The organism is Corynebacterium kalinowskii, from assembly GCF_009734385.1.
GTDB lineage: Bacteria > Actinomycetota > Actinomycetes > Mycobacteriales > Mycobacteriaceae > Corynebacterium > Corynebacterium kalinowskii.
Window position 1 is genome coordinate 2476980 of the sequence record NZ_CP046452.1, and the last position, 13423, is coordinate 2490402.

The 13423-nt window shown below is 60.2% G+C and carries 14 protein-coding genes; 13 read left to right on the plus strand and 1 reads right to left on the minus strand.

Annotated features, from left to right (window positions below):
- Positions 1–46 precede the first annotated feature (46 nt).
- Positions 47–1270 carry a dicarboxylate/amino acid:cation symporter gene (locus CKALI_RS12000; protein WP_156193569.1) on the minus strand — a complete coding sequence of 408 codons (1224 nt, stop codon included), beginning with the start codon at positions 1268–1270 and terminating at the stop codon, positions 47–49.
- A gap of 82 nt (positions 1271–1352) precedes the next feature.
- Here CKALI_RS12000 and CKALI_RS12005 point away from each other — a divergent pair, with 82 nt between their 5' ends.
- The 13 genes from CKALI_RS12005 (at position 1353) to CKALI_RS12065 (ending at position 13422) form a co-directional block, all read left to right on the plus strand.
- Positions 1353–1790, plus strand: coding sequence for an SdpI family protein (locus CKALI_RS12005; protein ID WP_156193570.1), 438 nt, complete (start codon positions 1353–1355; stop codon positions 1788–1790).
- Positions 1787–2257, plus strand: coding sequence for an NUDIX hydrolase (locus CKALI_RS12010; protein WP_156193571.1), 471 nt, complete (start codon positions 1787–1789; stop codon positions 2255–2257). Before CKALI_RS12005 ends, CKALI_RS12010 begins: the two co-directional genes overlap by 4 nt.
- Positions 2258–2424: 167 nt before the next feature.
- A complete protein-coding gene (gene trpB / locus CKALI_RS12015) occupies positions 2425–3636 on the plus strand; it encodes a tryptophan synthase subunit beta (RefSeq protein ID WP_156193572.1) in 1212 nt (403 codons plus the stop codon).
- Positions 3633–4961, plus strand: coding sequence for a chorismate-binding protein (locus CKALI_RS12020; RefSeq protein ID WP_156193573.1), 1329 nt, complete (start codon positions 3633–3635; stop codon positions 4959–4961). Before trpB (CKALI_RS12015) ends, CKALI_RS12020 begins: the two co-directional genes overlap by 4 nt.
- On the plus strand, positions 4958–5473 hold the full coding sequence (locus CKALI_RS12025) for an anthranilate synthase component II (protein ID WP_156193574.1): 516 nt from the start codon (positions 4958–4960) through the stop codon (positions 5471–5473). The genes CKALI_RS12020 and CKALI_RS12025 overlap by 4 nt, the downstream gene beginning before the upstream one ends.
- A complete protein-coding gene (gene trpD, locus CKALI_RS12030) occupies positions 5470–6477 on the plus strand; it encodes an anthranilate phosphoribosyltransferase (protein ID WP_231580475.1) in 1008 nt (335 codons plus the stop codon). Before CKALI_RS12025 ends, trpD begins: the two co-directional genes overlap by 4 nt.
- A complete protein-coding gene (trpCF, locus tag CKALI_RS12035; protein WP_156193576.1) occupies positions 6464–7798 on the plus strand; it encodes a bifunctional indole-3-glycerol-phosphate synthase TrpC/phosphoribosylanthranilate isomerase TrpF in 1335 nt (444 codons plus the stop codon). Before trpD ends, trpCF begins: the two co-directional genes overlap by 14 nt.
- Positions 7771–8955 (plus strand): tryptophan synthase subunit beta, encoded by a 1185-nt coding sequence (gene trpB, locus CKALI_RS12040; protein WP_156193577.1) that lies wholly within the window; start codon positions 7771–7773, stop codon positions 8953–8955. Before trpCF ends, trpB (CKALI_RS12040) begins: the two co-directional genes overlap by 28 nt.
- A complete protein-coding gene (gene trpA / locus CKALI_RS12045) occupies positions 8955–9698 on the plus strand; it encodes a tryptophan synthase subunit alpha (protein ID WP_156193578.1) in 744 nt (247 codons plus the stop codon). Before trpB (CKALI_RS12040) ends, trpA begins: the two co-directional genes overlap by 1 nt.
- The gene (locus CKALI_RS12050; RefSeq protein ID WP_156193579.1) at positions 9695–10201 is read left to right on the plus strand and encodes a hypothetical protein; all 507 of its coding nucleotides are present in this window, start codon (positions 9695–9697) and stop codon (positions 10199–10201) included. Before trpA ends, CKALI_RS12050 begins: the two co-directional genes overlap by 4 nt.
- 40 nt (positions 10202–10241) lie before the next feature.
- Positions 10242–11003 (plus strand): MerR family transcriptional regulator, encoded by a 762-nt coding sequence (locus tag CKALI_RS12055; protein WP_156193580.1) that lies wholly within the window; start codon positions 10242–10244, stop codon positions 11001–11003.
- Positions 11000–11839, plus strand: coding sequence for an ABC transporter ATP-binding protein (locus CKALI_RS12060; protein ID WP_231580477.1), 840 nt, complete (start codon positions 11000–11002; stop codon positions 11837–11839). The genes CKALI_RS12055 and CKALI_RS12060 overlap by 4 nt, the downstream gene beginning before the upstream one ends.
- A 152-nt stretch (positions 11840–11991) precedes the next feature.
- The gene (locus CKALI_RS12065; protein WP_156193581.1) at positions 11992–13422 is read left to right on the plus strand and encodes a hypothetical protein; all 1431 of its coding nucleotides are present in this window, start codon (positions 11992–11994) and stop codon (positions 13420–13422) included.
- The last annotated feature ends 1 nt before the right edge of the window (position 13423 follow it).

Here is a 13423-nt window from a genome sequence, read left to right on the forward strand (position 1 = left end):
CCCGGCCTCCACGAGAGTGAAGAACCGGGGCTTGTTTAAAGCGCGGCTACTTGCCGAAGACCTCTTCAACGAGCTCTTCGTCGCCTTGTGTCGTCGCGGAGCGATCCAAGGATCCACCAGCAAACTTGTTGACCATCATCGCGATGGCACCGTCACCGGTGACGTTACAAGCGGTACCGAAGGAGTCGATGGCGATGTACGCGGCGATCATGAGGGCGATCTGACCGTCGTCGAAGCCCAAGTTAGTCTGCAGCAGGCCAACCGCGGCCATGATGGCACCACCCGGGACGCCAGGGGCTGCGACCATCATGATGCCCAGCAGGAAGATGAAGCCGAACATTTGCGCTGGTGGCATGTCCATGCCGTTCATCCACATGATGGAGAAGGCGAACAGGCCGATCTTCATCATGGAGCCGGAGAGGTGGATGGTGGCGCACAGTGGGATCACGAAGCCCGCAACGGCCTCGGAGACACCATTCTTCAAGGTGGAGGCGTAGGTGACCGGAATGGTGGCTGCGGAGGACGAGGTGCCGAGCGCGGTGCCGTACGCAGGGAGCATGTTCTTGAGCGAGGTGAAAGGGTTGCGGCCGGAAATTGCGCCAGCAAGCAGGAACTGCAGGAGCAGCACGATCCAGGTCATGATGGTCGCGAGGATCAGTACTTTTCCGAAAGCAGTGAGCGTGAGCATCAGGTTGCCGTTCATACCCATCGACAGGAACATGCCGAAGATGAAGACCGGCAGGAGCGGAATCACGAACTTGGCGATCACCTTCATGATCACCTCGTTCAGCTCGTCAGCCGCCGCGAAGAGCGTGTCAGACTTGACTGCTGTCATGCCCAGACCGACGGTGAAAGCCAGCAGCAGCGCCGCCATGACCTCCATCGGGGCCGGCATCTCTACCTCGAAGAATGGGGTGAGGGCTGTAGCATCAATGTCGGCTGCTTCCACCATGGACTGGCCCTTGAGGAGCCACGGGTAGACGGTTACTGCAACCAGGTACGCGAGCGAACCGGAGATGATGGTGGATGCGTAGGCGATGCCGGTGGTGACGCCGAGCCACTTGCCAGCACCCTTGCCCAATGAGGCAATTGCTGGCGTGATCAGGGCGAAGATCAGGATCGGCACGAAGAAGCCGAGGAAGTTGCCGAACAAGCCGTTGAACGTGACAAACACACGCGCCAGCCAGTCCGGGAAGAAGAAGCTGCATACGATGCCCAGGATGATGGCAACGATTACTTTGAACAGCAGGGATTCTGTAAATTTCTGCATGGGGGTACCTTTCTGTAAGTCCCCTAAATTATGCACGACCTCGGAAAATATAAAAAGCCACGAGGGCTCTAAGATGTAAGTCATGACAATTCTTTCCATCGTGGTCCTCATCCTGGCAGCTGCCCTGTTGGTAGTCGGTGGCCTGGCCACCGCCCGTCGACTCCCCGGCAATCCGCTGATCGGCTTGAAGGTGCCGGAGGTGCGTAAGTCTAAGGAAGCTTGGGACGTTTCCCACGCGGTTGCTGGCCCAATGTGGGTGGCCGCCGGCGTATCTCTGCTGTTCGGCGGACTCGTTGGCCTGCGCTTATCGACGCTCCTCGCCCTTATCTTCCTCGCCCTCACCATTTTCGTAGCCGCTGTTTTCCTGGGCATCGGCGCGAACAACGGTGCCAAGGCCGCTCACTTGATGGACCGCCAGCACAAGGACGAAGGCTGTGGCGAGGACTGCAACTGTGGTTCTGAAGAGCCGAAGCCAGAGGTCGATGTAGCAGCGCTGCGCAAGGCGATGAACCAGCGATGACACCCGAGTTCATCCTCGATCTTCGCAAGAAGATCGGCCATACCGAGCTATGGTTGCCGGGCGTGACTGCAATCATTCTCAAAGGCGACGAGGTCCTCCTGGTCAAGCGTTCGGACAATGGCGAGTGGACCCCAGTGACGGGGATCTGCGATCCCCGCGAGGAGCCGCATGTAACCGCTGTTCGCGAGGCCAAGGAGGAGACGGGGCTGGAGGTAGCCGTCGAAAAGCTCTTGTGGGTGCAGGCGGTGGGCCCGGTGGAGTACCCCAACGGCGACGTGACCTCATACGTCGACACTGCGTTCGTGTGTCGCCCCACAGCAGACACCGATCCATACCCAGCCGACGATGAATCAACCGACGTGGCATGGTTTCACGTGAAACATTTACCCCCGATGCAACCTAGGTTTTCGCACCTTATTCAGGCTGCGAGGGAGGGAATTTCGGGATTCGGTTCCCAAAACTCCTAACATAGTGTTACTCTAGCCACATGACTTTTTCTCGCGTGAACTTCTGGTGGTGGCCCTAGCAGCGGGCCCCCTCATTCACGCACGAAAAATCGGCCCGCACCGCACAGGTAGCGGGCCACTTTTATGTCTGTCTACCTGGAACAACAAATCTAAGGAGACAAGACACAATGCGCAAGACCCTGCTTCCCGCCTACTTCGGACAGTTCGGTGGCCAGTACGTTCCCGAGGAACTCTTACCGGTACTAGACGAGCTTGAGAAGGCCTACGTCGATGCCATGGCGGATCCGACGTTCCGCCAGGAACTGAACGACCTTTACACCAACTACCTCGGCCGTCCGACCCCGATCACGGAAACGAAGAACCTTACCTTTCCCAACGCCCGCATCTTCTTAAAGCGCGAGGACCTCGTGCACGGCGGCGCACACAAGGGCAACCAGGTGGTGGCCCAGGCACTGCTCGCTCAACGACTCGGCAAGACCCGCCTCATCGCCGAGACGGGAGCTGGGCAGCACGGCACCGCTACCGCCATGGTCGCCGCCCTCTTCGGCATGGAGTGCACGATTTACATGGGAGCCAAGGATGTTGCTCGCCAACAACCGAACGTCTACCGCATGCGCCTGATGGGCGCCGAGGTGGTGTCAGTGGAGGAGAATGGCAACGGCCTGGGCAACGCGATTGATGTGGCCCTGCAGGACTGGGTCGATTCCTACGAAACCACCCATTACCTGCTCGGCACTGCAGCTGGCCCGCACCCGTTCCCGACCATCGTGAAGGAATTCCAGGCCGTCATTTCCCGCGAATCCAAGCCGCAGATGATCGAGCGCACAGGCAAGCTACCGGACGTGGTGGTGGCTGCTGTCGGCGGTGGTTCCAACGCGATCGGTGCCTTCGCGGACTACCTCGGCGACGAAGAAGTGCGACTCATCGGCGTCGAACCCGCAGGTGAGGGCCTTGATACCCCGCGTCACGGTGCCCCGCTGAACCGTGGCACCATCGGCATCCTGCACGGCTCGAAGTCCTACGCCATGCTTCACGACGACGGCTCGGTCGGCGTCTCCCACTCCATCTCCGCTGGCCTCGACTACCCGGGCGTCGGACCAGAACACGCATACCTCATGGACTCCGGTCGCGCCCAGTACGTTGGCATAACCGATGCCGAGGCCCTCGAGGCGTTGCAGCTGTTGGCCCGCAAGGAAGGCATCATCCCAGCCCTCGAGTCCTCGCACGCGCTTGCCTATGCGCTCAAACTTGCCGAGAACGCGACCGAGCCAATCAACATCCTGGTGAACCTGTCTGGTCGTGGCGACAAAGATGTCGATTATGTTCGCACCATCCTCGAAAGCAACGGGGTGGACGAGGCGATTGCGAAGCTATCATGATCTCCGCCGCTGACATCTACGCCAAGTACCGCGGGCCAAATACGGCGCTGCTCGAATCCGCTGACCTACACAAGAACCCGGTGAAGTCTCTTGCGATCCTCAAGGCGAAGGCAAAGCTGACGTGTGTCGGGGACACCGTCACCGTGCAGGTCCTGAGTCCGGCAGGGGAGAGCATCGCCGCATTCTTGGACAATGAGCTGCAGCAATACGGTACCGGGGGCGTCTATACTTTCCCGCGGTCCAGCGCATTGGATGAGCGGGACCGGCTGAAGGAGCCAAGCTCGCTGCTGCCATTGAAACTCCTGGAGTTTGACGAGCTACTCATCGGTGGCTTCGCCTTCGACTACCTGGAGTCCTTCGAAGATCTCCCGCCCGTAGCCGAGGGATTGAACACTTTCCCGGACTACGAGTTCTTGGTTTCCGAGATTTCACTTCACATCGATCACGCCACCAACAGCGTTGAGTTTCGCGGGGGCCAACCGCAGGAAACTTCCCATGTTTCACGTGAAACATCGGTTAAGTTGCCGCCCGAAGTCTCGGACTCGGAATTCGAAGACTGGGTTCGCCAGCTGCAGGGCAACATCCACTCCGGCGACATCTACCAGGCCGTCCCTTCACGCGCCTTCGTTCGCCCGTGCACCGACGCTTTCGCGGCTTATCTCCGCCTGAAGGAATCCAATCCAAGTCCCTATCTCTTCTACATTGAAGGCGAAGACTACGAACTCTTCGGAGCCAGCCCGGAATCCTCACTGAAGTACGATCCATCCAACCGACAGATCGAGCTCTATCCGATCGCGGGGACCCAGCCTCGTGGCGCGACCCCAGAGCAGGACGAGCGCTTGGAACTCCTCCTGCGCACTGACGCGAAGGAAATTGCGGAGCACACGATGCTCGTAGACCTCGCCCGCAACGACCTCGCCCGTGTTTGCACTAACCGTCAAGTGACGAAACTCATGGGTGTAGATAAGTACTCCCGAGTTATGCACTTAGTGTCACAAGTTACCGGAACTTTGGCCCCAGATCTGGATGCTTTGGATGCCTACCGTGCCTGCATGAACATGGGCACACTCACCGGAGCCCCGAAGATCCGCGCCACCGAACTCATTCGCGGACTCGAACTGGCTCGGCGGGGAAGCTACGGCGGCGCCGTCGGCTACCTACACCAGGGCGTGATGGACACCTGCATTGTCATCCGCTCCGCATTTGTCAAGGATGGGATCGCCATCGTCCAAGCGGGAGCTGGCGTTGTCCGCGATAGCATTCCGGCCAGTGAAGCAGCCGAAACAAAACACAAGGCAAAAGCAGTATTGGAGGCACTCCAATGATTGTGCTCATCGATAATAGAGACTCCTTCACATATAACCTTGTCGAAGCGATCGGCGAGGTGACAGTAGTTCGCAATACCGCGACGCCAGAACAGATTAGAGCGTTGGGCCCCACCACTATCGTGCTCTCGCCCGGCCCCGGTCGACCGAACATGGAGCCAATCATTCAAGCGTTCAAGGGGGAGGTGCCCATCGTCGGTATCTGCCTCGGCTTCCAGGCAATCCTGGAACACTTCGGCGGGGACGTGCGCGAAGTCGGCCCGGTCCATGGCTTCCGCGACACTCTCACCTCAACGCACCCGCTTTTCGACGGCCAGTCTGTCGCTCGATATCACTCTCTCGGCTGCACGGAACTGCCCAGCGGTCTAGAACTGTTGGCCGAGTGCGAGGGCATTGTTATGGCTGCGCGCTCGGTCGAACACAAGATGATCGGCCTGCAGTTTCACCCTGAGTCCATCCTGACCCCCAACGGCCAACAACTACTCGACTTCTGTTTGGAGTGTTTCACGTGAAACTTCATGAATTCCTCGACAACCACCACCCGACCGTCGAAGAGGCCCGAGCGGTCTTTGAACCCCTCACCATCGGCGAATACGAGGACGTTCACATCGCCGCGCTGTTGGCCACCATCCGCACCCGTGGCGAGACCCTAGCCGACATCACCGGTGCCGCGCTGGCCTTCCTCAACGCTGGCCGGCCCTTCCCAATCACGGGGGAGGGGATTCTCGATACCGCCGGAACCGGCGGCGATGGCGCGAATACCATCAATATCACGACCGGCGCCTCGCTCGTCGCGGCCGCAGGCGGGTGCAAGTTGATCAAGCACGGCAATCGCTCCGTCTCCTCCCAGTCCGGCTCGGCGGACGTGCTCGAAGCGCTCGGTATCCCACTCGATCTTGATGTCGACCGCGCGGTTCGCCAGTTCGAAAACGCCAACTTCACGTTCCTCTTCGCCCCGGCCTACAACCCAGCGGTCGCCCACGTCCAGCACGTCCGCCGCGCGCTCAAAGTCCCCACGCTGTTTAACACCATGGGACCGCTCCTCAGCCCGGCCCGCCCGGACCTACAGCTCATGGGTGTAGCGCGCCCCGAGCAAGCTGAACTCATCATCCAAACCATGCGCGAACTCGGCCGCCGTCGCGCGCTGGTCGTGCACGGCTCTGGCACCGACGAGATCGCCGTGCACGGCCCGACGCAGGTCTGGGAGCTTGCCGACGGCGAGATCCGGCAGTACACAGTGACGCCAGCGGAGTTGGGCGTCGGCACGCATGCGCTACAGGACCTGGCTGGTGGTGATGGCGTCGAAAATGCCCGCCACCTGCGTGCGGTCTTCGCAGGTGAGGGCCCTCAAGCGCACATCGATGCGGTGGCGGTCAACGCTGGTGCGATGTTCTACTTGTCGGGTATTGCTGATTCGCTGCGCGCCGGCACGGAACATGCCTATGGTTTGTTACAGGACGGGACGGTGCGCGAATGGCTCGCGCGTCACGAGGAGGCGAATTATGGTTCTCGATGAGATTGTGACAGAGCGCAGGACGCATCTGCCGGGGATTGCAGAACTGGTAGCTGGCAAGCCCTTACAAAAGTCAACGCGCTCCCTGGAAGAGTGGCTGGCCCAGCCTGGCCCGCAGTTCATTATGGAATGCAAGTCGGCTTCGCCGTCGCTGGGGGAGATTCGGGGCGACTACCGTCCTCGCGAGCTCGCGGAGGTGTACTCGCGCTACGCAGCCGGGATCTCGGTGCTGTGCGAGCCAAAGTGGTTCAAGGGATCGTATGCCCATTTGGCCACCGTTGCGGCGACCACGCACCTTCCCGTGCTGTGCAAGGACTTCATCGTGGACGAGGTGCAGATTCGTGCGGCACGCTACTTCGGTGCCGACGCGGTGCTGCTTATGCTGTCTGTTCTCACTGATGAGGAGTACCGCGGATTGGCCGAGGTCGCCGCATCGTTGCAGATGGATGTCCTCACGGAGGTCGTCAGTGAAGAGGAAGCCCGCCGGGCGAACGCGCTCGGCGCACGGATTGTCGGTATTAATCACCGCGACCTCTCGGATCTCAGCATCGACCTGACCCGCTCCGCCCGGCTGGCTCCGATGTTGGAGGCTTCCGTGGTGATCGGGGAGTCCGGCATCCGCTCCCACTCGGTCATCCAGACCATGGGCTTCCTGGATGGTTTCCTGGTCGGCTCGCATCTGTCGGGTAGCGCAGACGTCGAATCGGCAGTGCGCGAGCTCGTCTACGGCGATAACAAGGTCTGTGGTCTCACCCGTCCTGAAGATGCTCAAGTCGCCTACGCAGCTGGCGCGACTCATGGCGGCCTGATCCTGGTGGCAGAGTCCCCGCGCAATGTTTCACGTGAAACATGTTCGGCAATCATGGCGGCCGAACCGGGCCTCAAGTACGTCGCCGTCACTCGCACACCTGACATCGACCCCACCGGCTTCCATGCCATCCAACTGCACAGCGCCAACGGCACACTGGAGGAGGAGCAGGCGCTGATTGCCCAAGCCCGCGCAACGGGTCTGGAGGTCTGGCGCGCTATCGATATGACGGCGGAGGAGGGGCCACAACTGGCCGTTAGCCTTGCTCCGCTCGTCGATAAGCTCGTGCTCGACACCGGCCAGGGTGGCACCGGCCAGTCCTTTGACTGGTCGATCATCCCGGCAGAAGTCAAGGGCAAGGCACTGCTGGCTGGCGGCCTGAACCTAGACAACCTCAAGGCCGCCTTGCAGCACGAAATCTCGCTCGACCTCAACTCCGGCTTCGAAACCTCGCCGGGCCACAAAGACCCAGCCGCCCTCGTGGCAGCATTCCAGATGATCAAGGAGCACCAGTGAAACTACCTGCATACTTCGGTGAGTTCGGCGGGCAGTTCGTGCCCGAGGTGCTCATCCCAGCGCTTGACCAGCTGGAGGAGGCGTTTGTCGACGCCCAGAACGATCCAGCCTTCCAGGCCGAACTGGCCGATCTACTCCAGAACTACCTGGGTCGCCCAACCCCGCTGTACGAATGCCGCAACCTCGGCGGCCCGGCGCGAATCTTCCTGAAGCGCGAGGACCTCGTCCACGGTGGCGCCCACAAGACGAACCAGGTGCTCGGACAGGCGCTGCTTGCCAAGCGCATGGGCAAGACTCGCATCATCGCGGAGACTGGGGCAGGCCAGCACGGCACCGCGACGGCGCTGGCGTGCGCCTTGTTGGACCTCGAATGCACCATCTACATGGGTGCCAAGGACGTGGCTCGCCAACAGCCGAATGTCTATCGCATGGAATTGATGGGCGCGACGGTCGTCCCCGTGGATACCGGCTCCGGTACCCTCAAGGACGCGGTGAACGAGGCGCTGCGCGACTGGACTGCCACCTACGCCAACTCGCACTACCTGCTGGGCACGGCCGCAGGACCGCACCCGTTCCCGACGATCGTGCGCGAGTTCCATCGAGTGATCTCCACCGAAGCCAAAGCACAGATGCTGGAGCAGACTGGCGGACTGCCCGACATGGTCGTCGCGGCCGTCGGCGGTGGCTCCAACGCGATCGGTATCTTCGCGGACTTCATTGACGAACCCACAGTGAAGCTAGTGGGCGTTGAGCCCGCAGGCGAGGGCCTGGATTCCGGCAAGCATGGTGCCACCATCAATGCTGGACAGATCGGCATCCTGCATGGCGCGCGCTCGTACCTCATGCGCACCGCTGACGGACAGGTTGAGGAGTCCTACTCCATCTCTGCCGGCCTCGACTACCCGGGCGTCGGTCCGCAGCACGCCCACCTGCACGCCACCGGGCGCGCCCAGTACGTCGGAATCACAGACAACGAGGCGCTGGACGCGTTCCAACTGCTGTCCAAGAATGAGGGCATCATCCCAGCGCTCGAGTCCAGCCATGCCCTTGCCTACGCGCTGAAGCGCACCGACGAGCCGCTCAAGATCTTGGTAAGCCTGTCTGGCCGCGGCGATAAGGACATCGACCACGTGAAACGAACCCTGGAGGGGAACTAATGGATCGCTACGCAGAGCTGTTCGCTCGTAAAGACGGTGTCTTCGTGCCGTTCTTCATGCTGGGGGACCCCTCCTACGAGGAATCGAAGCGCATCATCAATCAGGCCATTGCAGCAGGCGCCGACGCCCTGGAGCTCGGCATTTCATTCTCCGACCCAGTCGCTGACGGCCCAACCATCCAGCGCGCCCATATCCGTGCCGCAGACACGACTCCAACCAAGGCACTGGAATTGGTGGGGGAGATCCGTGCGGAGCATCCGACGGTTCCCATCGGTTTGCTCGTCTACGGCAATGTGGCCTTCTCCATGGGTTTTGGTGAGTTCTACGAGGCACTAAAGATCGCTGGGGCCGACTCCGTGCTCATCCCAGACGTTCCCGTCCGCGAATCGGAGCCATTCCGGGCGGCCGCGAAGAAGCACGGCATCAAGCAAGTGTTCATCGCGCCCCCTCATGCCTCTCAAGAGACCCTAGCGATGGTGGCAGAACACTCCGAGGGATACATCTATGCCGTCTCCCGCGACGGGGTCACCGGCACCGAGCGAGAGGCTACCTTTGAGGCCGTCCCGCAGTCTGACACCCCGGTGCTGCTCGGCTTCGGCATCTCCACCCCAGAGCACGTCAAGGCCGCTCGCCACGCTGGCGCTGACGGCGTCATCGTTGGCTCCGCGCTCGTGAAACTAATCGAGGCCGGCCAGCAGGACCAGATCTCACACCACATCGCCGAGTTCAAGAGCGCGCTGTGAGATTCAAAGAGCCAACCGGCAAGACCCTCGAGGAGTGGCTGCGTGAGCTCGGCGATCCGAGCGCCCTGACCCACCGCGAGATGGCAGCTTGGTTCGTCGATAAGGGCGTGCCCGCCTGGTGGGCGCAGAGCCTGACGGTCGCGGTGGAGCAGCAGATCGGCCGACGCGTCGTAGGCCAGACCTGCGCCGGCACCTTTTCAGCGAGCGCGAGCAAGACCATGCCAGGGGAGTGGGAGGCAACTTTCGAAGCGTTTACTCGCTTTATGACTCCCGACCGCCTCCCCATGGCCGGTTCCGAGCCCAGCACGTCCGCGACGGAAAAGTGGCGTTACTGGCGCACGCAGCTTATCGACGGCTCTAAAGTTGTCATCACCTGCCAAGAAAAGCCTGGTGGCAAGGTCACTTTTGCGGTGAACCACGACGGACTCGAAGACAATGTTTCACGTGAAACCATGAAGATTCATTGGCGGGGTGTGCTCGGTGATTTTGTAGACACGCGCTAGCACTTGACAGTGACGTAGCGTCACTGGGTGTAATAAAGGTGTGCTTATCAAAGAACTAGCGGACACCGCGGGAACGACGGTCCGCACGGTGCGTTATTACCACCAGGAGGAGCTGCTGCCGATCCCGCGCGGCACACCCCGCGACTATAGCTTTGACCATCTGGTTCGGCTAATCCGCGTGCGGAATCTCGTCGCCAGCGGGCTCAGTATTAGCCAGGTGAAGAAACTCATCGGCTCTGCCGAGGTTGATGCGCAGGCCGAACTAGCCGCCACCAAGCGCAGCATCGACGAGCAAATAGGCGCGCTACTGGAACAAAAGGAGCGGCTTCAGCGCCTAGAGGAACGACATAATCAGGCACCCACTGCCATTCCTTTGCCACAGCGCATTACGAACTTTTATCGGCTTTTGCTGGAGCGGGAAGACGATCCCGTGATGCGCAAGGTGATCAAGCGCGAACAGCGCATGGTCGAAGTGCTGTCCCACCTTGGCTTCCTCGATAGCTTGGACTACTTGTGGTCGGAAGACCCTTCGGAAGAATATCTAGACCTCGCGCTGCGCATGTTCCGCTCTTTCCGCAGCATTACCGAGCTTTCTTATGAGGACGCCGAGCGGGAAATCGATCAGATGATGGACGAGCACATCCGGCTGTCCGGCTTCACCCCAGAACAGATGCCACGCGTCTTTGAGCAGTTCTTCGGCACTCCCGGCGGCATCAAACTCATCTACCTCGCCTACCCGCACCCCAACCACAAGCTCTACATCAGAAGATTTCTCGAGCGTTACGTTTTGGAGCAACCATGAACGTCATCACCATCAACAACCTCACCATTCAGTTCGGAAATTTCAAGGCGCTGGATGGCCTCGACATGTCTGTCGAGGAAGGCAGCATCCATGGATTTCTGGGGCCGAATGGCTCCGGCAAGTCCACCACCATTCGCACTCTGCTCGGCCTGCTTCATCCAAAGAGTGGGGAAGTACGCGTATTGGGGGAGGACCCCAAGACTAATCCGGCAGTTCTCAAGCGGGTGGCATACGTCCCCGGCGACGTCACCTTATGGCCGAACCTCACCGGCTTCGAGACCTTCCGCGCGCTCGAGAGTCTGCGCGGTCGACCGACAGATCGACAACGGGAGAAGGAACTCATAGAAGCCTTCGAACTCGACCCAACCAAGAAGGCGAAGAGCTACTCGACGGGCAACCGTCGCAAAGTGCTCCTCGTCGCAGCACTCAGCGCTAACGCAGAACTGCTCATTATGGACGAGCCGACCGCCGGCCTCGATCCGCTGATGGAGCGGGTGTTCCAAGCCCAATTGAAGAAAGACAACGAGCGCGGGGCTTCAGTACTGCTATCAAGCCACATTCTGAGTGAGGTAGAAGCCCTCTGTGATTCCGTCACTGTGATTAAAGACGGTCGGGTCGCTCAACGGGGCAAAATCGACACTTTGCGCGAACTTGCCGGCCACCGGGTGAGTGCCAACGTCGATGGGAAGCACATCTTGGAAACGGTTCCGGAGACTAACGTGAACGCCATCCTCGAGCGGCTGCTTGCCCAAGGCGCAACCAACATCTCTGTCACTACCGCGAGCCTGGAGGAGACATTCCTCAAGGCATACGCTAATGATGGGAGTGACCAATGAAAGCGCTAACTTACGCTCGGCATGAATTACGAATAAATCGGGTGTTTTTACTTGCCTGGATTATCCCATTATGGTCCATACCCACCATGTTTATTCCCGCCTATGAGTCTTATTATCCAAATGTCGAGGACCGGCAAGGACTCATCAGCGGCATGCAAATCAATCTAGGCATGCGCGCCATGTACGGCAAGCTGTACGATCCTGGCACCCTCGGCCAACTCATGGCATGGGAGGGCGCGGGCTGGCTGTTGATCCTCAGCGCGGTGATGGCCGTGATCTTGACCTTCCGATGCTACCGAAAGCCGGAAGCGAGCAGCCTAGGGGAGCTGCCCCGTGCAACAGGTCTCAGCCGGCTCGACATTGCCCTCGGCACGTTGCTCCTCGTCTCCGCTGTCTCGTTGATCCTCGGCTTGGGCATTACTGGCGTTCTCGTCGCCCTCAATGCCTTCTACGGAGAAATGTCGACCAAGGGAGCCGTTGCCTACGGCCTCGCCATCTTCATCAGCACCCTTGGCTCGGCAGTCCTCGCGGCCGCCGCTAGTCTGTTCACCCGTAATGAACACACCCGCGTCGGCTTATTACTAGTGGGGTTGGGGTACATGTCGCGCGCGCTTGCCGACGTCCAAGGCATCGACTTCTTCAACTGGATCACCCCTCTGGGTTGGTTTGGCCTCGTGCGACCCTTCACCGATGACCGATTCTGGGTGCTTGGCATCGCCTTTGCCGCCACCACGGCTCTGGCTGCACTGTGGCTCTACGCGGAGCGCGGTCGAGAGTACGGCATGGGAATTCTCCCCGTTACGCAGCGCAAGGCGCCAAAGCCACGTGCTATTGGAAGCCCGTGGAAGCTACGCCGTCTGCTGGATCGCGGTTTCCATCTCACGTGGGTGATCACCGCGTTCGCTATTTCCCTGTTCATGTCGAGCCTCAGTTCCTCGATGGATGATCTGCTGAAAGAAGACGAGACCACAGGTCAGATCTTCAAGCAGATGTTCGGCGGTATGAATCTTGAAATCGCCTTTCTGACCTACATGGCTGACTTCCTCGGCATCATCATGGCCGTTGCTGCAGTCGCCGGGGTAATGAAACTGCGCGGTGAGGAGCGCGATCGGCACGTAGATCTAATCCGGGCCCAGGGCACGTCCCGGGAGCTGCCAATGAAGCTGCAAGCAGCCTCCACGGTGACGTTCATTGTGGGAGTCGTCCTAGCCATGGTTGCCGGTAGTGTTCTGGGCGTCATGCTGCAGTCAAAGCATGCAGAGGACGTGTGGAAGGTCGCTGCCACAGCGAACGCCGCCCAGGTGGCCCCGATGCTCGTGCTTGCGGGCCTGACGGCACTACTCATTGGACTCTGGCCGAAACAAGCGTGGGTGTCCTGGCTGCCATTGATCTACTCGGCAGTTGTCTCCATCATCGCACCATTGTTCCAGGCTCCCGAATGGTTGCTCAAGACCTCGGCCTTCGGCCATACGATCTACTCCGAGGACACCTCAGCATGGCCGGCCTGGGTGGCAATGATGATCATTGGCACGATCGGGTTGATCGCGGCGTGGATTTTCGCAGGTAAGAGGGAAATTGCGTAGG

Excerpts from the sequence above, each read along its gene's own strand:
- CKALI_RS12060 (WP_231580477.1), top strand. The coding sequence starts at position 11,000 with ATGAACGTCATCACCATCAACAACCTCACCATTCAGTTCGGAAATTTC.
- trpB (WP_156193572.1), top strand. The coding sequence starts at position 2,425 with ATGCGCAAGACCCTGCTTCCCGCCTACTTCGGACAGTTCGGTGGCCAG.
- CKALI_RS12010 (WP_156193571.1), top strand. The coding sequence starts at position 1,787 with ATGACACCCGAGTTCATCCTCGATCTTCGCAAGAAGATCGGCCATACC.
- CKALI_RS12025 (WP_156193574.1), top strand. The coding sequence starts at position 4,958 with ATGATTGTGCTCATCGATAATAGAGACTCCTTCACATATAACCTTGTC.
- CKALI_RS12005 (WP_156193570.1), top strand. The coding sequence starts at position 1,353 with ATGACAATTCTTTCCATCGTGGTCCTCATCCTGGCAGCTGCCCTGTTG.
- CKALI_RS12000 (WP_156193569.1), bottom strand. The coding sequence starts at position 1,270 with ATGCAGAAATTTACAGAATCCCTGCTGTTCAAAGTAATCGTTGCCATC.
- trpCF (WP_156193576.1), top strand. The coding sequence starts at position 6,464 with ATGGTTCTCGATGAGATTGTGACAGAGCGCAGGACGCATCTGCCGGGG.
- trpA (WP_156193578.1), top strand. The coding sequence starts at position 8,955 with ATGGATCGCTACGCAGAGCTGTTCGCTCGTAAAGACGGTGTCTTCGTG.
- CKALI_RS12020 (WP_156193573.1), top strand. The coding sequence starts at position 3,633 with ATGATCTCCGCCGCTGACATCTACGCCAAGTACCGCGGGCCAAATACG.
- CKALI_RS12065 (WP_156193581.1), top strand. The coding sequence starts at position 11,992 with ATGCAAATCAATCTAGGCATGCGCGCCATGTACGGCAAGCTGTACGAT.